We start from the raw sequence: 18,634 nt of genomic DNA, 5'->3' as shown, positions 1-18,634 counted from the left end.
GGTGAGGCGGGATCCCTTGCCCGAAAAGGGCATCCACGCGGCGCGGACGTTGTCGGATCCGGCCGATACACTCCGCGCGTGCTCCCCTCCCCTCAGTCCGCCGGACTCGGCGTCGACTTCGGCACCTCGCACACCGTCGCGATGCTGCGCCGCTTCGACGGCCGCGTCGAACCGCTGATGTTCGACTCGTCCCCCCTGCTTCCGTCGGCGGTGTTCGCGCCGGCCGAGGGCACGCTGCTCGTCGGCCGCGACGCCCTCGACTCCGCCCGCCGGGACCCTTCCCGCTTCGAGCCGAACCCCAAGCGCCGCATCGACGACGGGACCGTCCTGCTCGGCGAGCGCGAACTGCCCGTCGGCGAGCTCTTCGCCGCCGTGCTCGGCCGGGTGCGCCGCGAATGCGTCGAGGTGACCGGCGCGCTGCCGCCGGCGGTGAGCCTGACCTACCCGGCCGCGTGGGGTCCGGCGCGGCGGCTGGTGCTGGCCGACGCGGCCCGGCAGGCGGGCTTCCCGGAGCCCCGGCTGGTGCCCGAACCGGTCGCCGCGGCGACGTACTTCGCGCGGCATCTCCAGCATGAGGTGCCGTTGGGGTCGGCGGTGGTCGTGCACGACTTCGGCGGCGGGACCTTCGACGCGTCGGTGGTGCGTCGGACCGCCGAGGGTTTCGAGGTGCTGGCCGTCGACGGTCTCGACGACCTCGGCGGTGTGGACGTCGACGAGGCGATCGTCGGCCACCTACGGTCGCGGGTGGGGCGTCCGGAGTTGTGGCATCGGCTGCTGAACCCCGCTTCGGCGGCCGAGGCGCGGTACCGGCGCACCTTCGCCGAGGACGTGCGGCTGGCCAAGGAGCGCCTCTCCCGGCACACCAGCGCCGATCTGTTCCTCCCGCTGTTCGACACCGACGTGCACCTGACGCGCGGTGAGCTGGAGGAGATCACCGCGCCGATGCTGGCGCGGGCGGTCCGGGTCGTCCAGGCCGTCATCCGAGTCTCGGGCGCGCCGCGCGAGGCGATCGCGGGCGTGTTCCTGGTCGGCGGATCGAGCCGGATGCCGTTGGTGGCCACGATGCTGCACCGCGAGCTGGGCACTCCCCCGACGGTGATCGACCAGATCGAGCAGGTGGTCGCGCACGGCGCGCTCCTGGACACCTCGGCGACGGCGAGCGCCACACCGGCCGTCCATTCGCCGCCGATGGGGCAGGTGTATCCGCCGCCGTCGGGGCAGGTTCACGCGTCGCCGGTCTACGCGCCGGTGTTTCCGCCGCCGCTCACGCGGCAGGTCGAGACCCCGGCCCCCGCCTGGACGAACGTGCCGCCGCCGCTTCCGGAGCGCGAGCGCGGACGCGCGAAGGCCGTGCTGCGCACCTTCGGGTCGATCGCGCTGACCCTGGTGCTGCTCTCGGCAGTCGGGATCGCCTACTACGTCTACAACGGCCTGCCCGGCGGCGCCGCCGGCGACGGATCGCTCGGTGACAGCGCCGACCCGACCACCGTCTACACCGGGCACACGTGGCTGGTGGAACACCTCGCGGTCGCCGACCTCGACGGCCGCGCGGTCGTGGTGTCGGGATCCAAGGACGAGACCATTCAGGTGTGGGACGCCTCGACCGGGGTCGAGATCACCTCCTTCGATGAGCACGGCGGGATGGTGGAGGGCCTGGCCGTCGGGGAAGGCAAGGACGGCGGTCCGGTGGTGGCCTCCTACGGGTTCATGAACGACGAGATCTTCGTGTGGAACCCCGCCGACGGGAAGGTGGTGCGCAAGATCGCGACGGCCGAGCAGATCGGCTCGCCCAGCTACATCGCCACCGGCAAGATGGACGGCAAGCCGGTCGTGGTCGGCGTTTCCGGGGGTACGAACATCGACGGGGAGCCGGAGACGAACGTCGGGGTGTGGAACCTGGCGACCGGAAAAGCCGTCGCCGACTGGGACGCCCCGATCAACGCCAACGACCTGGCCGTCGCCGAGGTCGGCGGCGAACCGGTGGTGGTCCTCGCCGGGCTCGACGCCGACGAGCGCTTCCGGGTCGACGTGCTCGCCATGCCCGACGGCGACTCGGTCACCGGCCTCAAGCCCGTCGCGGGGGGCGACCGGCATCGCGATCCGATGAGCGCGCTCGTGGGCGTCGGCGGCGGCGAGCAGCCCACGCTGGTCACCGTCGACGGGAACGCCACGCCGGAGCTGTGGAACAGCGCCACCGGTGCGCGCCTCGGCGACTTCCAGGGCCACAGCGCCGCGCTGACCCACTTGGACGCGGTGCAGTGGAACGACCGGACGGTCGTGGTCTCCGGCGCCGACGACGTCGTGCGCGTGTGGGACACCGCCGGCGAGACTCTGGCCGAGTACGACCTGAGCGACATCGACAACGCCTTCGGACTCCAGCAGGTCGCCTGCGGTGTAGTCGGCGGACGGCTCGTGGTGGTGGCCTCGGTCTTCGTGGACGACCGGATCCACACCTGGATGAGCCCAGTGGCCGGTTAGGGCTCCCGAAGCCCCTCGAAAAAGGCGCGGACGTCGTCGGTGAAGGCGACGGTCGACTGGTGCGCGGCGTAGTGTCCGCCGCCCTCGTGGTGGCTCCAGGACACGATCGCGGCGTGGTCGCGGTGGGCGAAGCGCGCGATGGTGGCGAAGACGTCGCCGCCGAACTCGGCGAGCCCGACGGGATGCCGTGTCGGCTCGGCGGGGTGCGCGGCGACGGCGTCCTCGTAGTAGAAGCGGACGGCCGAGCCTCCGGTCGCGGTGTGCCAGTGGATCGCGATGTTGGTGAGGGCGAGGTCGTCGTCGACGGAGTCGCCGTACAGCTGCGCGTGCCAGGTGAGCAGGGCCGCCGGGGAGTCGGTGAGCGCCGGTGCGAGAACCCACGGTTGCGTGGAGTGCAGCGCCAGGTAGGCGCCCCGGTGGCGCAGGTGGTCGCCGAGGGCGGCGAGGCGGCGGGAGTCCTCCTCGCCGAGTCCGGACGCTTCGGCGGGGTCCGGGCCGGGCGTGGAGAAGATCTGGGTGACGTGGCTGCCGACGACGTGCGCGGGATCGGCGCGGCCGAGTTCGAGGGCGACGGCGGTGCCGAGATCGTTGCCGACGGCCCCGTAACGGCGGTATCCCAGGCGCCGCATGAGTTCGGCCCAGGCCGCCGCCGTACGGTGGCGGTTCCAGCCGCCGGAGCTCGGCCGGGAGAAGCCGAAGCCGGGCAGCGAGGGGATCACGAGGTCGAAGGCGGGGCTGCTTGTCGTGAGCGGCTCGATGATGTCGAGGTATTCGGCGAAGGTGCCCGGCCAGCCGTGGGTGAGGATGAGAGGGAAGGCGCCGGGCAGCGCGGAGCGCACGTGTGCGAAGTGGACGGTCTGGCCGTCGATCACGGTCGTGTACTGCGGGTGGGCGTTGAGCGCGCGCTCCCACCGGCGCCAGTCGTAGCCGTCGCGCCAATGTCGGAGGAGCCGTTCTGCGTAGGCGGCCGACCCGTCGGGCGCCGGTGCTTCCGCGCCGAGGCGGGTGCGGGCGAGGCGGTCGCGCAGGTCGGCGAGTTCGCTTTCCGGCACGGCGATCCGGAAGGGCGTGAACTCACTCGCCATCGATCTCCTCCAATGCCCGGGAGAGCGTGCCGAGGGCTTCGAGGGCGCGTTCGAGTCCGCCGGGGCCGAGCCCGGCGACGAGCCGCTCGGCCACCGCGAGTTGTGCCGGGGCGATGCGGCGAACGGCGGCGAGCCCGTCCGGGGTCGGCGCCAGCAGCTTCGCCCGGCTGTGCGCGGGGTTGGGCCGGTACTCCGCCATTCCCTTGTCGGCCAGCAGGTCGGCGACGCGCTGGACGCTCTGCCGGCTGATGCCCATGGCCCGCGCGATGCCGGCGACGGGAAGGGGCTCGTCCAGCACCGCGCCGAGGACCTGCCACCAGGCCGCCGTCAGCCCGGCCGGGCGGGCAAGGGTCTCGGCGAGGGCGAGGAACTGCCCGTTGAGGCGGAACGCGGCGATCGCGGTCGCGCCCATGAGCGCGCCGGCCGTCGGCTCGCCGGCGCCGCTCACCGGGCGTCCGCGGCGGCGAGCTCGAAGAAGGCGGAGGCTTCCTGCCGCCCGTAGAGGCGGTACCAGGCGTCGAGGGCGCCGGCGTCGAAGACGTCGAGCCGGGTCAGGATCTCGCGCGCGAACTCCACCGGCGCGACCGGGCTCGCGGTGATGAGGTCGCCGTCGGTGACGGCCGGAAGGTCACGGTAGCGGTCGGCGCCGGCGTACCCGGTGCCGTCGAGGAACTGGGGCGCGCTGCTGGTGTGGTCGCGGTCGTCGAGCAGACCCGCGCGGGCGAGACCCGCCGTGGCTCCGCAGATCGCGGCGACCGGTACGCCGGCGGCGAGGAACTCACGGGCCTTGCCGCCGAAGGCGTCGTTGCCCTCGGCCCAGGTGCCCGCGCCGGGGAGGATCAACATCGCGCTGTCGGCGGGGGCGAGGTCGGCGAGGAGCTCGTCGGGAAGCATGCGGACCCCGCCGGCGGTGGTCACCGGTTCGAGGGTGGCGCCGACCGTGCGCACGCGGAAGCGGCCGGGTTCGCGGTGGGCGAAGCCGGAGTTGAGGGCGGCGACGGCGTGGGCGGCCTCCCAGTCGGCGAGGTCGTCGTACAGGGCGAGGTGAACGGTCTCGGTACTCATGACAGTATCCTGTCATTTTGACAGGGTGCTGTCAAATGTCTCCGGTGGCGCGGACGCCGATCTCGGCGAGCACCCGGTCACCCTCGCCGACCCGGAGCCCTTCGCGGCGGCCGGCGGCGCAGGCAGGTACGCCAACGCTCGAAGCCCGTGAGGATTCCAGCCTCACGCTGTGCTGGGCGTCATGTCCGGTCAGGACGGGACCGTCGGGCTGCACGTACTGCCCGATGCGGTTGTGGACTGCCCGCATCGCAGGGAAGCGACAGGGAACAGGCGCTAACCCTCCCTGCGACGCTCCACCGCCACCGCCGCGCCCACCAGGCACCCCACGGCCGGTACCAGAAGCGGCGGAAGCTGCCAGGTCACCACCGCGACGACGAGCAGCCCGCCCAGGAGCAGGCCCGAGCCGCCCGCGTCGGCGAGCGCCGCCGACCGCGCGTCCCGCAGAAGCTCGCTCCACCGCGCCCCCGGACGCCAGTCGGCCGAGGCGCGCAGGCCGACCACCGCCGTCGCGGCGGTGAGGGCCGCCAGCCCGGCGAGGACCGGTGTCCCGCCGGGGAGTCCGCTGCGGACGGCGACCGCGTCGACCGCGAGCAGACCGAGCGCGGCCAGCGCCGCCAGCCCGTGGGCCCAGGACCCGCGCAGGCTCGACGCGAAGTCGGACGCGTACTCGCGCACGCCGCACCGGTAGCCGTCGAGGTGCCGCCGCAGGTGGGCGCATCCGGCCGCGAAGGCCGCCGGGGCGGTCACCACCGGCCAGGCCGTCAGCGCGACCCAGAGGCCGGTCAGTGCGCACTCCGCGAGCAGCGCGAACCGGGCGGCGGCCTTCACCGCCGGAGCGCTCACCCCTTGATCCCGGAGGTGGCGATGCCGCCGACCAGGAATCGCTGGAACGCCAGGAAGAACAGGCCGACGGGCACCAGCGACAGCACCGACATCGCGATCATGGCGCCGTAGTCGGAGAACTCCTGCTGGTCGATGTAGAGCTTCAAGGCGAGCGGGAGGGGGTACTGGTCGGGGCTGTTGAGGTAGATCAGCGGGCCGAGGAAGTCGTTCCAGGTCCAGATGAAGGTGAAGATCGAGCCGGTGATCAGCGCCGGTCGCATCAGCGGCAGCAGCACGTTCCAGAAGGTCCGCCAGTGCCCGGCTCCGTCGATGCGGGCGGCCTGGTCGAGTTCGCGGGGTATTCCGCGCAGGAACTGGACGAACAGGAACACGAAGAACGCGTCGGCGGCGAGGAACTTGCCGATCAGCAGCGGGATGTAGGTGTCGACGAGGTCGAGGCGCTGGAAGACGATGTACTGCGGGATGAGCATGACGTGGAAGGGCAGGAGCAGCGTCGCGATCATCGCCGCGAACATCACGCCCCTCCCCCGAAAACGCATGCGCCCCAGGGCGTAGGCGGTGATCGTGCACGACAGGAGCATCCCGACGACGGCGCCGCTGGACAGGACGAGCGAGTTGAGGAAGAAGGTCCAGGCGGGTACGCGGCCGATCCCTTCCATCGCCGAGCCGTAGTTGGCGGCGGTCGGGGACTCCGGGATCAGTTCCAGGTCGCCGACGATCTCGCCGGAGGGCTTCAGCGAGGACGCGACCAGCCACAGCAGCGGGTAGAGGACCAGCGCGAGGCCGGCGAGCATGGACAGGTGCCAGGCGACGGCGCCGAGGCCGCGGCGCGGCCCGGAAGAGCGGGTGGCCATCAGCGGTCGTCCTCTCCGGCGTAGTGCACTCGGGTCCGCGAAACGCGGAACATCAGCACGGTGATGAGCCCGACGACGACCAGCAGCGTCCACGCCATCGCCGAGGCGTAGCCCATCCGGAAGTCGGTGAAGGCCCGCCGGTAGAGGTGCAGTGTGTACAGCAGCGTCGAACCGGCGGGGCGGCCGTCTCCGGTGGAGATGACGTAGGCCGAGGCGAAGACCTGGAAGGCGTGGATGGTCTCCAGCAGCAGGTTGAAGAAGATGACCGGCGAGATCATCGGGACGGTGATGCGCCGGAAGCGCCGCCAGGGCCCGGCTCCGTCCACCTCGGCCGCCTCGTACAGCTCGGTGGGGACCTGCATGAGCCCCGCCATGAAGATGACCATCGGCGCGCCGAACTGCCAGATCGCCAGCAGCACCAGCATGAGCAGCGAGTAGTCGGGATTGCCGATCCAGCCGCCGGTGTCGAGGCCGACCGCGCCGAGCGCGGAGTCCTGGACGCCGCCGTCGGAGAACAGCGCCCGCCACACGATCGCCACGCCGACGCTGGCGCCGATCAGCGAGGGCGCGTAGAACGCCGAGCGGTACAGGCCTATGCCACGCCGCCGCTGCACCAGCATCATCGCCACGGCCAGCGCGGCGCCGAGCTTGAGCGGCGTGGCGAGCAGGACGTAGACGCCGGTGACCTTCGAGGCCTGGCGGAACTGGTCGTCGGCGAGCATCTGCCGGTAGTTGTCGAGGCCGACCCACTCCGGCGCGGTGAACAGGTTGTAGTCGGTGAAGGACAGGTACAGCGAGGCGAGCATGGGGCCGAGGGTCAGGCCGGCCATCCCGATCAGCCACGGCGTCATGAACAGGTAGGCGACCGGACCGTCCCCTTTGGACCCGCGGGTCCGCCGGGGCCGGCCGGCCGTGCGCGCTGCCGCCACGAGCGCCTACTTCGCCGCGTCGAGCGCCTGCTGCGCCTCGGCGAAGAAGCGCTCGACGGCCTCGTCGACGGTTATCTCCCCGAAGGAGAGCGCCTCGTGGATCGTGCGGAAGGTCTGCTCGACGCTGCCCGCGCCCGCCGGTGGCGGGGGCGGCGGCGGGGAGATCAGCGCGGCGATCGACTCCTCGTACTCGACGACCTTCTGGTCGGTCTCGCTGAGCGTGACGGCCGACAACGCCGTCGTCGTGGCGGGGATGCCGCGCCCGACGCCCAGGATCTTGGCCGCCTCGGCGTCGTTGACCAGGAAGTTCACCAGTTTCGCGGCGGCCTCGGCCTCCTCGGTGCCGGAGAAGACGCTCAGCAGCATCGAGGGCTTGAGGTACTGGCCCGACACCGCCGGATCGTCGCTGGGCACCGGTGCCAGGGCGTACTCGCCGTCGGGGCCCTCGCCGATGTAGCGGGCCATGAAGTTGTCCCAGGAGATCTCGGTGGCCGCGACGTTCGAGGAGATCGCGCCCTTCGGGTCTATCTGGGTGGCGGTCTCGGGCGAGACCACCAGCTTCTCCGCGCGCAGTTGCTCGGTCCTCGTCCACCACTGCTTCAAGACTTCCGGACCGAAGGCGAACGCGCCGTCGGGTGTGTAGAAGGATCCGCCGCTCTGCCTCAGCCAGAGCTCCATGAAGTGGTACTGCGAGGTGTAGTCCCCGCCGCCGGTCATGCCCTCGGCGACCTCGGCGCGCGAGACCTCGCCGATGAGCCGGTGGTAGTCGTCCCAGGTCCAGCCCGCCTTCGGCGGCTCGACACCGGCCTGCTCGAAGACGTCGGGACGGTAGAACATGCCCAGCGTGTTGGCGCTCATGGGAATCCCGGCGCGCTTGCCGTCGACGACTCCCGTGTCGAGCAGGCCCGGACGGAAGGCGTCGGTGGCGATCTGCGCCGACTGTGTGCCCAGATCGAGCAGAAGGCCGCGGTCGGCGTACTGCCGCAGGTAGGAGTAGTCCATCTGGAGCACGTCGGGCAGACCCCCGCCGGCGGCCTGGGTGGACATCTTCTGCCAGTAGTCGGCGAACTCCGAGAAGTCGGGTTCGACGGTGATGCCGGGGTTGCGGCTCTCGAAGAGGTCGATCGCCTGCTGGGTGACCGCGGCCCGGTCGGCGTTGCCCCACCAGGAGAAGCGGATCGTGGTCTCGCCGGAGTCGTCGCCGCAGGCGACGAGGCCCGTGACGGTCAAGGCGAGCGCGGCTAAGGCGGCCGCGGTTGATCTGATGGTTCGTCGGGCGGTCATGTTCGGTCTCCTCGGTCGTCGTCCCGGCGGGATGAAACGATTCAGGCGCACGGTCGTTCTGACGCTAGGGACGCGGTCGCCGACCTGTCAAGGTTTTCGCGTCTTTAGTTGGTTGATCGACCCAACGAAAGCGACTTCAGTCGGGCCGGCCGCCGGCGCCACGGGCGGACGCCTGGCATGCTTGCGGCCCCGGAGAGAGGAGCCGCCATGGAGCCGCCCCCCGACGGCGCCGTCGACGACCGTCGCGAGCGCGCCGCGCGAACGCTGCGGATCTTCACTCCGGCCTGGCTGGGGTCGCTGCTGCTTCTCGGTCTGGTCTACGTCGCGGTGTTCGTCAACGCCCTCCAGACCGGCGGGATGCACCGGGAGATCGAAGTGCTCGCCGTATCGGCCGCCGTGGTCGCCGTCGGCGGTTCCGCTTCAGGCCTGGGCATCGCACTGCGCGGCCGCTTCCCCTTCGCCGCCGCGGGCTTCGCCGTGGCCACGGTGATCTCGCTGGCGGCGTGCGCGAGCCCCGTCGGAAGCGCTTTGGGCGGCTAGATCTCGTCGCCGAGCAGCGCCAGGTCCTCCGGGATCAGCGTCGCGGTGCGCAGCAGCGCCTGGATCAGGTTGTGGTTGAGGACGTTGCCGACCGGTTCGCCGACCTCCTCGCGCAGGATCCCGGGGATCGGGTCACGGCCGGAGGCCAGCCGCTCGCGGACTCCGCCGACCTTGTGCTCGGCCGACTTCGGGGTCCACGTCCGCCCGTCGGGAAGCCGGTTGAGGTCGTCGGCGACCTGGCGCCACGACACCGGCTGCGGATGCGGCTCCTGCCGGAGGTAGCGCTGCGCCAGAGCGGTCACCACCATGCGCTCGACCAGGCTCAGGTCGTACACGTCGGGCGGGCGGGTCTCGACGTGCGGGTCCTCGCTGGAATCGGTGGGTCCCGAGCCGACCACGTGGATCTCCAGCAGGTGCGAGGGCCTGCGCCGCGAGGCGATCAGCATCGGCGTGTACCCCGGGCTGATCAGCGCCTCGTGGCCCGACAGCAGCATCGGCGCGCCCGGGATCTCGATCGGCAGCCGGCCCGTGTTGCGGATCCACCACTCGCTCCCGTCGCAGCTGAGCACCCCGTGCAGACGGCTCACGGAGGGGTCGTTGACACCGATCGGCACATGTACGTCATCGCGTCCGCGACCGAAGTGCAGCGTGAACTTCCGCAGCGGCACGGCGTACCCGCCGGCGTCGGCGAGCGCGAAGATCGTGCCCGGCGGGGCCGACGGGACCCCGTCGGCGAGCCTGCGGGTGGACGGCGACAGCACCTGCGGCAGGAAGTCCTTCACCACGTTCTCGCCCTTCTTCCTCGACGCGGACGAGCTCAAGGCTATCGAGAGCAGGCCGGGACCCCTCCCCCTCGCGCGCTCCTAGCCTGACGGCACGGTTCACGGTCGAGGGGAGGCGGATGCGCGTGAGGGCGGAGTTCCACCTGATCCCCTCTCCCCTTTTTGGAGGTCCCATGCCCGCCCAGCAGCACCGCCCGGCGATGCCCATCGTCTTCGACACCAGCGGCCTCCGGCCGCACGAGAACGGGCGGACCTGGGTCGACTCCGCCTCCGGCGACGCCGTCAGCCTCCAGGTCAACGACGGCCCGCCCTTCGACGCGTCGTGGATGTCCGGCCTCGCCGCCCTCCGCAAGGGCTTCGCGCGCATGTTCGCCGACGCCGGCTGCCTCATCGAGGCGGACCTGGTCCCGTTCGGCGGTGCCCGGGCGGTGTATCAGCTCGTGAAGGTGCCGATGCCGAACGCCGCCCATGGGCAGGTCTTCCTGGCGATCTTCACGCTGACCAAGTCGCCGGCCTACGCGCAGCTGATCTACCAGGCCCCCGAGCGCGGCACGACCGGCGTCCGCGAGTCCATGCTGTTCATGCGCCTGGGGACCCCCGCCGACTGGACCCGGCCGCACCCCTACGACCCCGAGCTGCGCACGAAGCTGCCCTTCCACCGCGGCGACGAACCGGGCTGGGACGCCCAGTTCCCCGACCACCCGCTGTCGCGCGCACGCCGCTGGGCGACGCACGCGGCGCGCAGCGCGGTGGTGGAGCCGTCGTTCGCGGCCCTGCCGGAACTCGGCGGCCACTGATCCCGGGGCGGGATCGCACGGGCACCCGGCGAACCCGGGTGCCCGTGCGCGTGGCGGATGGTCACTCCGGCGCCGGCAGCCTTTTCGCGAGGCGTCCGACCGGCTAGGGTGGCCCGGCGTTCACGTCGATCGCGGCCTTCGCCGAGGCGTAGGCCAAGCAGCGGTCCCCGCCGCCCTGCGACCGCGACCTCAGCGTCAAGGTCCAAACCTGGCGCTCCCCGACATTTTTTGATCGTTTTACGAAGGCGTTTACAAACCCCGCCCGGAAACGATAGCTTCACCGGCATGAAACCCGCAGCGAAGATCCCCAGGGCGCTGCGCACGGCCCTGGTATGCGTGGCGGCGCTGGCCGCCTCCTTACTCCCCTCGACGCCCGCGGCCGCCGCGCCCGTCACCATTCCCGTCGGCACCCAGTTCACCGACACCTCCGGCGCGCTCCTCCACGCCCACGGCGGCGGAGTCCTCAAGGTCGGCTCCTACTTCTACCTCTTCGGCGAGAACCGCAACGCCGACGGGACCTTCCGCTACGTGTCGGCCTACCGCTCGACCGACCTGAGGTCCTGGCAGTTCCGCGGCCACGTCCTCACGCAGGCCAGTCACGCCGAACTCCAGGTCGCCAACATCGAGCGGCCCAAGGTGATCTACAACGCGAGCACCGGCCAGTTCGTGATGTGGATGCACAAGGAGAACGGGCGCGACTACGGCGAGGCCCGCGCGGCGGTCGCCGTGTCGTCCACGGTGGACGGCGCCTACTCCTACCGGGGCAGCTTCCGGCCCCTCGGCCACATGTCCCGCGACATCACGGCCTATGTGGACACCGACGGCGCCGGGTACATGGTCTCGGCCGCCGACGAGAACTACGACCTGCACGTCTACCGGCTCACCGCCGACTACACCGGCGTCGCCGCGCTGGTCCGGGCCTGGGACGGCGACCATCGCGAGGCGCCGGCCCTGTTCAAGCGCAACGGCGTGTACTTCATGCTCACCTCCGGCGCCACCGGCTGGTCGCCCAACCAGGCGAAGTACGCCACCGCCACCAGCATCACCGGCGCCTGGAGCGGCTGGCAGAACGTCGGCGACCCGCTCACCCACGGCTCCCAGCCGACCTACGTCCTCCCCGTCCAGGGCTCCCAGACGACGTCCTACCTCTACCTCGGCGACCGCTGGGCCGGTGCCTGGGGCGGCCCGGTCAACGACTCCCGCTACGTGTGGCTGCCGATCGGCTTCCCCGGCTCGACGAGCATGACCCTGGGCAACGCCCGCGAGATCACCGTCGACACCGCGACGGGCGCGCTCACCGCGACCGGTTCGGGCCACGACCGGCTCACGGCGCGGCACTCGGGCAAGTGCCTCGACGTCTCCAACCAGTCCTCGGCCGACAGCGCGCCCGTCGTCCAGTACGGCTGCAACGGCGGCACCAACCAGCAGTGGCGGATCCAGACCGTCAGCGGCGGGTACGTGCAGATCGTCGCCCGCAACTCCGCCAAATGCCTCGACGTGAACGGGGCGAGCACCGCCGACGGCGCGGGGGTGCTCCAGTACTCCTGCGGCAGCGGGCACAACCAGCAGTTCACGCTGCGCGCCTCGGGCGGCTACATCTCACTGGTGGCGCGGCATTCCGGCAAGTGCGTCGACCTGCCGAACTCATCGACGGCCGAGAACGCGCAGTTCAAGCAGTACCCGTGCAACGGTTCGGCCAACCAGCAGTTCACCCGCGCGTCCCTGTGACCAGGCGCCCGGCCTGCGTGGCCCGCTCAGTCCCGGCGCGCCGGCCGGGCCGTGCGGGCCTTGACCGGCGCGCTGGTCGTGCCGACCGCGCCGAGGAAGCCCTCCAGCGCGAAGGTCGCCGCGCCGAGGCTCACCGTGTTCAGCGCGAGCTTGCCGACGGCGATCTCGACGTGCTCCAGCGGCAGGCGCAGCGCGTAGCGGGGCAGCGCGGCGCGGCACTCGGCGAGCAGCGCCTCGCCGATGCGGTCGGTGACCCAGCCGCCGAGGACGATGACCTCGGGGTTGATGAGGTTGACCAGCCCGGCGAGGGCGGCGGCGAGGTAGCGGCCGGTCTCGGCGACGACCGCGATCGCCACCGGGTCGCCGTCGGCGTGCGCGGCGGCGATCGCCTCGATGGTCGCGGTCTGGTCGTCGCCGGCCAGAAGGAGCGAGTCCGGGCCCGTCTCGCGCAGCTGCCGCATGATGCCGGGCGCTCCGATGTAGGCCTCGACGCAACCATGGGCGCCGCAGCGGCAGAGCCTGCCGTCGAGGACGAGGGTGGTGTGGCCCCATTCGCCGGCGCTGTTGGTCACTCCCCTGTGGAGCTCTCCGCCGAGGGCGAGACCCGCGCCCACGCCGGTGCCGAGGTTGACGACCGCCACGTCGCGGCGCTTGCGGCCCGCACCGAACCACAGTTCGGCGACCGTGGCGGCCTTGAGCGGGTTGTCGAGGTAGATCGGCAGGTCGACGCCCTCGGCGCGCAGCGCGGTGGCCAGCTCCTCGCGCAGCGGGATGTCGTGCCAGTTGAAGTTGGGGGCGAAGACCGAGACGCCGCCCTCGCGGTCGACCTGGCCGGGAACACTGACGCCGACGCCGAGCAGTCGCGGTCCGCCGGACCCGGCGGCGCCGGTGATCGTGGAAACGATGTGCGCGATGACCTGCGCGGGGGTGTTCTCGTCAGCGCGAAGCTCCTCCTCTGCGGTCGCCAGCACCTGCAGGCCGAGGTCGTAGACCTCGACGTGCACATAGGTCTCGGCGATGTCGACGCCCACGAGGGCGCCGCCCCCGGAGTCGACGGCCACCAGTCCTCGCGGGCGCCCGCCGCCGGACTCCTCGAAGCCGACCTCCCGCACGACGCCGAGCGCGACGAGCTCACCGACCAACGTGGAGACGGTGGCCACGCTCAGACCCGTCTCGCCCGCCAGGACCTGCCGGGAGACCGGCGAGGACGCGGCGATGTGCTGGAGGATCTCGAAGGTGTTGGCGAGCCTGATGTCGCGGGAGGTTCGTTTCACCAAGGGAGCCTATGATCGGCCGCGAGGATAGTAAAGCGGTTGTTCTAACGGTTCCGTTATATGACCGGTGCTCCACTGGGCGGTGGTGTCGGCGGCCGAGTCGTCGACCTTCCCACCGGTCGAACTCGCCCACGGCGTGGTCGGCGGTCGCGGCGATCAGCGCGGTGATCTCGGGCGTCTCCCAGTGAGGTGGACGTGATGCGCCGGCCGGCTCGTCGGACTCGCCGGCACCGGCGCTCGGTACGGCTTCGCACGCCAAGGGCATAATCCGACGATGGACACAGGTACCTCCGACGCCGGCGGCTTATTCCTCCTCGGCTTCTGCTGTCTGCTGGTCATCGCGGTCGTCGGCGTCATCGTCACGCTGGTCAACCTCAACTCCCGCAAACAGGCCGAGCGGGACCGGGAACGGCAGCGCTGGGCGGCCTCGTTCGGGAACGCGCCACCGGACTCCTCCTGGCGCAAACGACCGGCGCCGGGCGACATCTGGCAGGTCTGGGTCCCCCACCACGACATGCCCGGCGACGGGAAATGGCGCCCGGCGCTGGTGATCCGCACCTACTGGAACCAGATCGAGGTCCTCAAGAGCACCGGCCAGGACAAGTCCGGCGACAACCGGTACCTGGAGATCCTCAACACCCGCGGCTGGGACCGCAGGCGCGACCGCAACAGCTACCTCTACCTGAACGAGGTCTACACCGTCGACGACGGCGGCCTCGACAGGCGCCGGGGCCGCTGCGACCCCTCAGTCTGGGCGCGGGTCCAGTCGACCCACTACCCGACCGGCTGGTACCACGGCGAATGAGCGGGTCCGGGGCGCGGCGCCGCGCCCCGGACCCGCCTCGCTCAGCCGACCGGTGAGAAGACCAGACCGAACGCGGCCGGACCGGCTTCGAGGACGTGCCGCGGCAGCACGGCCGGGCCGCAGGAGTTGCTGCCGAGACCCTGCTGGGCGTGGTCGAGGTTGAGCCACACGTGCTCGCCGGGCACCAGGTCGGTGGGGTGGCGGGCCGCGGCCAGTTCCTCGGAGGTCCAGCGGCGGGCGCTGAACATGAACGCGGGATCACCGTCGACGCGCAGCCCTCGCCCGTCGCCGTCGCGCAGGATGAGGTGCCGCACGTCGATGCGCGCCCCGTTCTCCTGCGGGTAGACGTACGGGGTCTGGAGCTCGTCGATCGTGGCGGTGTGCCGTGCGACCCGGGCGGCGGCGCGGCTGTCGGCGTATGCCTCACCGGGACCGCCGCCGAACCATTCGACGGCGGTGAGCGCGCCGGGCAGGCCGAGCCTGATTCCCAGACGCGGCAGCGGAACCGGCCAGTCCCCGTCGGGATCGACCGTCACGTCGAGACGGAGCCGGTCGCCCTCGGCGCTCCACCGATAGGTGGTGAGCAGACCGAAGTCGACGGCGGCAGGCGCGACGCGGGTGCGCACGACCAGGGCGGAGGACTCGGCGTCGACGCCGACGAGCCGGTGGCCGACGCGATGCAGTCCGTTGTGCCGCCAGCGTTTCGCCAGCCGGATGCCCCACCCGTCGTCGTCATTGTCGGTGGGCGCTCGCCACAGGTCGAGCCTGGGCGGCACCACAGCGAGGCCCGCGAACGCGGTGAGGTCGCCGTTCTCTCCGAAGGCGGCGGTACCGAGCCGGTGCCCGCCGGTGGCCGGCTCGACTGCTGTGGCCACGACGGCAGGGGACGCGCGCACGGCCGGGCGGGCCGGCCACTGCCCCCACGCGACCTCGTGGCCGGCGGGCGCCCACTCGGTGTCCTTGGCTAGGACCGCACGAACGGTCCACCACGCCTCGCCCGTGGCGGGGGCGGCCACCACGGGCATCGGCAAGCCGACCCGCTCGCCCGCCGCGACGGTGGGACAGGTCAAGGTCCCCGATGCGATCTCCTCGCCGTCGACCTCGTGCGTCCAGACGAAGGCCAGGTGGGACAGGTCGGCGAAGTCGTGGCCGTTGGCGACCAGCACCGATCCCCCGCCACCGTCGGTGATCCGGACCGGCTCGATGACCTTCTTGTACTCGACCAGGCCCGGCGAGGGCGTCCGGTCGGGGAACAGCAGCCCGTCGCAGACGAAGTTCCCGTCGTGCAGCTCCTCGCCGAAGTCACCGCCGTAGCCGAAGAACTCGCGGCCGTCGGCGGTGCGGGTGCGGATGCCGTGATCGATCCACTCCCAGATGAAGCCGCCCTGGCAGCGCTCGAAGCGCTCGAAGAGCCGCTGGTACTCCGACAGGCCGCCGGGCCCGTTGCCCATGGCGTGCCCGTACTCGCAGAGGATGAACGGCATCGCCCGCCGGCGGGCGTCCAGCCCCGGATCGTCCAGCCGGTCCTCGGTGCCCAGGCCGATCCGCTCGACCTCGGCGTGGTCGGCGTACATGCGGCTGTAGACGTCGGTGTGGCGGCTCGTCCGGTCGCCTTCGTAGTGCAGCGGCCGGGACCCGTCGAGGGCCCGGACGGCCTCGGCCATGTGACCGATGTTGTCGCCGACGCCGCACTCGTTGCCGAGGCTCCACATGATCACCGACGGGTGGTTGCGGTCGCGGGCGACCATGCGCCGGGCACGGTCGACGAGCGGTTCGCGCCAGGCGGGGTCGTCGGTGGGATTGCGTCGCCAGCCGTTCTCCTCGAAGCCGTGCGTCTCGAAGTCGCACTCGTCGACGACCCAGAACCCGTACTCGTCGCAGAGTTCCAGGAAGCGCGGGTGCGGCGGGTAGTGGCTGGTACGGACGGCGTTGACGTTGTGCCGCTTCATCAGGTCGAGGTCGAGGCGCATCGTCTCCTCGGTGAGCGCGCGGCCCCGGTCGGGGTCGAACTCGTGCCGGTTCACTCCGCGCAGCAGGATCCGGCGGCCGTTGACGGTCAGGACGCCGCCGGTGATCGCGACCGTCCGGAACCCGGCCTTGAGCTCGACGCGCTCGCTCGCGGTGGACACGGCGACCTGGTAGAGACGCGGCGTCTCCGCCGTCCACGGCTCGACCGAAACGGTCACCGGTTCGCCGGTCGGCGCGCCGGCCAGCCCGAGCTCGGGGCAGTCGACGGTGGCCGGCACGTCCGTCTCGACGAGCAGCGTGCCCAGACCCGTGGCGTGGTCGAAGTCCGCGCGGACCCGGACGTCGTCGAGTCCCCCGGTGGGGCGCGAGCGCAGGGTCACCTCGCGGAAGATCCCCGGCAGCCACCACATGTCCTGGTCTTCGACGTAGGTCGCCGCCGACCACTGGTGGACGCGCACGGCGAGGACGTTGCCGCTCTCGCGGAGGAGTTCGCCGACGGGGAATTCGACCGGCAGGCGGCTGCCGAAGGTGATGCCGAGTTCGGTGCCGTTGAGCCAGATCCGGCCGCAGGACTCGATGCCCTCGAAGCGCAGCACGGCCGGGCCGCCGGGCCAGTCGGCCGGCAGGTCGAAGGAGCGACGATGGTCACCGGTGGGGTTGTCGGTGGGGACGTGGGGAGGGTCGACGGGGATCGGGAAGCGCGTGTTGGTGTAAATCGGGGCGCCGTGCCCGTGCAGCGGCCAGTGGGACGGCACCGGCAGCGCTTCCCAGGCGGAGTCGTCGAAGGCGGGTTCGGCGAAGTCCTCGGGCGCGGCGGCGGTCCCCGACAGCCGGAACCGCCAGGTTCCCGAGAGGTCGAGGACCGGTGCGTCGGAGGTGAGGTGGGCACGCGGCGGGAGACCGCCGGTGCCGGAGGAGATCTCCTGGTGGTACGACAAGGCGAGTCGCTCCTTTGACGATGAGGTCAGGGTCGTGGCCGGGTCACGGCGCTGTGATCGGCGGGGTTCGTCAGACGCTGGCGGCTGGGCAGCCCGGCCTGGCTGAGGAAGGCCTCCAGGGCGAAGGTCGCCATGCCGAGGCGGGTGCGACGCGCGCCGATCGAGCTGCGCCGGATGCGCACGGCCTCGAAGGGCCGGCGCAGGGCGCGGCGGGCGGCCTCGGCTTCGGCGGCGGGGAGCAACCACGCGCCGAGCCGGTCGAGCACCCATCCGCCGAGCATGATCGTATCGGGGTTGATCATGTTGACGAGATTGGCCAGTCCCGCTCCGAGGTGGCGTCCGGCACGCGCGACGGCCCGCACCGCGGCGGGCTCGCCGGCCACGCGGGCGGCCGCCAGGGCGTCGATCCCGGCGGTGAGTTCCGGCGCCGACGTTTCCGGTGGGCCTTCGCGGGCGAGCCAGTCGCGGAGGATCGCCGGCGCGCCCAGGTAGGCCTCGACGCAACCGCGCGCACCGCAGCGGCACCGCTCGCCGTCGAGGATCAGGGTCGTGTGGCCCCACTCCCCGGCGCTGTCGGTGGCGCCGCGGATCAGCGTGCCCCGGACGGTGATCCCCGCGCCCACGCCGGTGCCGAGGGTGACCGCCGCAAGAGTGTGGGAGCCGTCGCCGCCACCGAACCACAGTTCGGCGATCGCCGCGGCCTTAAGGGGGTTGTCGGTGAGGACCGGCACCTCCAGGGCCTCGACGAGGCCGTCGCGCAGGTCGGCGACGGCCACGGGACCGACGCCCTCGAACAGCGCCGTTCCCCTGCCGGTGCTCACGTGTGCGGCCAGGCTGACGCCGACACCGAGCGGCGGCCGGTCGCCGAGACCGTCCAGCGCGCGGGCGATCTCGGCGACCAGCTCCCCGGTCCCCGCCGTGCCGAGGTCGAGCGGTCTTCGACGGTGCCCGACCGGCCGCAGTGCCAGGTCGAAGACCTCGACGTCGACGTGCGTCTCGGACAGGTCGACGCCGGCGAGCAGGCCGCGTCGGGCGTTGACGGCGAGGCGGGCCCGCGGGCGCCCGCCGGTCGCCGAGTCGTAGGACTCCTCGACCAGGACGCCCGCGGCGAGCAGTTCGGCGACGACGTTGGAGACGGTGGCGAAACTGACCTGGCCGGCCGCGGCGACGGCCTGGCGAGTCGCGGCCCGGCCGGCGTAGACCGCCCGCAGCACCTCGAAGCGGCTGGAGCTGCGGATGTCCATCGTGGTCGTGCGCGCCATGT

General features: G+C 71.9%; 17 protein-coding genes. 5 read left to right on the top strand and 12 right to left on the bottom strand.

From position 1 onward, the window contains the following. Positions 1-78: 78 nt before the first annotated feature. Positions 79-2,478: an Hsp70 family protein gene (locus AB0I28_RS00795; RefSeq protein ID WP_357488576.1), complete on the top strand. Its 2,400-nt coding sequence runs from the start codon at positions 79-81 to the stop codon at positions 2,476-2,478. Here AB0I28_RS00795 and AB0I28_RS00790 read toward each other — a convergent pair. The 8 genes from AB0I28_RS00790 to AB0I28_RS00755 are packed head-to-tail and all read right to left on the bottom strand — an operon-like array spanning position 2,475 to position 8,538. Continuing rightward, a complete protein-coding gene (locus tag AB0I28_RS00790) occupies positions 2,475-3,563 on the bottom strand; it encodes an epoxide hydrolase family protein (RefSeq protein WP_357488575.1) in 1,089 nt (362 codons plus the stop codon). The genes AB0I28_RS00795 and AB0I28_RS00790 overlap by 4 nt on opposite strands. Continuing rightward, on the bottom strand, positions 3,553-4,011 hold the full coding sequence (locus tag AB0I28_RS00785) for a MarR family transcriptional regulator (protein ID WP_357488574.1): 459 nt from the start codon (positions 4,009-4,011) through the stop codon (positions 3,553-3,555). Before AB0I28_RS00785 ends, AB0I28_RS00790 begins: the two co-directional genes overlap by 11 nt. Beyond that, positions 4,008-4,628, bottom strand: coding sequence for a DJ-1/PfpI family protein (locus AB0I28_RS00780; RefSeq protein ID WP_357488573.1), 621 nt, complete (start codon positions 4,626-4,628; stop codon positions 4,008-4,010). Before AB0I28_RS00780 ends, AB0I28_RS00785 begins: the two co-directional genes overlap by 4 nt. A 31-nt stretch (positions 4,629-4,659) precedes the next feature. After that, positions 4,660-4,875 (bottom strand): hypothetical protein, encoded by a 216-nt coding sequence (locus AB0I28_RS00775; protein ID WP_357488572.1) that lies wholly within the window; start codon positions 4,873-4,875, stop codon positions 4,660-4,662. A gap of 26 nt (positions 4,876-4,901) precedes the next feature. After that, complete coding sequence (locus AB0I28_RS00770) at positions 4,902-5,471, bottom strand: hypothetical protein (RefSeq protein WP_357488571.1); 570 nt, start codon at positions 5,469-5,471, stop codon at positions 4,902-4,904. Next, positions 5,468-6,325: a carbohydrate ABC transporter permease gene (locus AB0I28_RS00765; protein WP_357488570.1), complete on the bottom strand. Its 858-nt coding sequence runs from the start codon at positions 6,323-6,325 to the stop codon at positions 5,468-5,470. The genes AB0I28_RS00770 and AB0I28_RS00765 overlap by 4 nt, the downstream gene beginning before the upstream one ends. Further along, positions 6,325-7,254, bottom strand: coding sequence for a sugar ABC transporter permease (locus AB0I28_RS00760; protein ID WP_357488569.1), 930 nt, complete (start codon positions 7,252-7,254; stop codon positions 6,325-6,327). The genes AB0I28_RS00765 and AB0I28_RS00760 overlap by 1 nt, the downstream gene beginning before the upstream one ends. Positions 7,255-7,260: 6 nt before the next feature. Beyond that, entirely contained in the window at positions 7,261-8,538 is a 1,278-nt protein-coding gene (locus tag AB0I28_RS00755; RefSeq protein WP_357488568.1) for a sugar ABC transporter substrate-binding protein, read from the bottom strand. Between the two features lie 207 nt (positions 8,539-8,745). Between AB0I28_RS00755 and AB0I28_RS00750 the strand changes: the two genes are divergently transcribed. After that, the gene (locus AB0I28_RS00750; RefSeq protein WP_357488567.1) at positions 8,746-9,078 is read left to right on the top strand and encodes a hypothetical protein; all 333 of its coding nucleotides are present in this window, start codon (positions 8,746-8,748) and stop codon (positions 9,076-9,078) included. On the opposite strand, the gene AB0I28_RS00745 is transcribed toward AB0I28_RS00750, so the two are convergent. Continuing rightward, a complete protein-coding gene (locus tag AB0I28_RS00745) occupies positions 9,075-9,863 on the bottom strand; it encodes an FHA domain-containing protein (protein WP_357488566.1) in 789 nt (262 codons plus the stop codon). The genes AB0I28_RS00750 and AB0I28_RS00745 overlap by 4 nt on opposite strands. A 170-nt stretch (positions 9,864-10,033) precedes the next feature. Between AB0I28_RS00745 and AB0I28_RS00740 the strand changes: the two genes are divergently transcribed. Continuing rightward, entirely contained in the window at positions 10,034-10,657 is a 624-nt protein-coding gene (locus tag AB0I28_RS00740; protein WP_357488565.1) for a hypothetical protein, read from the top strand. A 285-nt stretch (positions 10,658-10,942) separates the two neighbouring features. Then, on the top strand, positions 10,943-12,385 hold the full coding sequence (locus AB0I28_RS00735) for an RICIN domain-containing protein (protein WP_357488564.1): 1,443 nt from the start codon (positions 10,943-10,945) through the stop codon (positions 12,383-12,385). Positions 12,386-12,411: 26 nt separating this feature from the next. Here AB0I28_RS00735 and AB0I28_RS00730 read toward each other — a convergent pair whose 3' ends face one another. Then, positions 12,412-13,659, bottom strand: a complete 1,248-nt coding sequence (locus tag AB0I28_RS00730; protein WP_357488563.1) for an ROK family transcriptional regulator — start codon at positions 13,657-13,659, stop codon at positions 12,412-12,414. Between the two features lie 274 nt (positions 13,660-13,933). Between AB0I28_RS00730 and AB0I28_RS00725 the strand changes: the two genes are divergently transcribed. After that, positions 13,934-14,464: a hypothetical protein gene (locus tag AB0I28_RS00725; protein WP_357488562.1), complete on the top strand. Its 531-nt coding sequence runs from the start codon at positions 13,934-13,936 to the stop codon at positions 14,462-14,464. A gap of 41 nt (positions 14,465-14,505) precedes the next feature. On the opposite strand, the gene AB0I28_RS00720 is transcribed toward AB0I28_RS00725, so the two are convergent. Then, positions 14,506-17,370, bottom strand: coding sequence for a glycoside hydrolase family 2 TIM barrel-domain containing protein (locus tag AB0I28_RS00720; protein WP_357488561.1), 2,865 nt, complete (start codon positions 17,368-17,370; stop codon positions 14,506-14,508). Between the two features lie 26 nt (positions 17,371-17,396). Then, positions 17,397-18,632, bottom strand: coding sequence for an ROK family protein (locus AB0I28_RS00715; protein ID WP_357488560.1), 1,236 nt, complete (start codon positions 18,630-18,632; stop codon positions 17,397-17,399). Positions 18,633-18,634 lie beyond the last annotated feature (2 nt).

Origin of the sequence: Phytomonospora sp. NPDC050363, assembly GCF_040655735.1 — a bacterium.
Classification (GTDB): domain Bacteria; phylum Actinomycetota; class Actinomycetes; order Mycobacteriales; family Micromonosporaceae; genus Phytomonospora.
The sequence above is the reverse complement of the archived record's forward strand: the minus strand, read 5'-3'. Positions and strand labels throughout refer to the sequence as shown.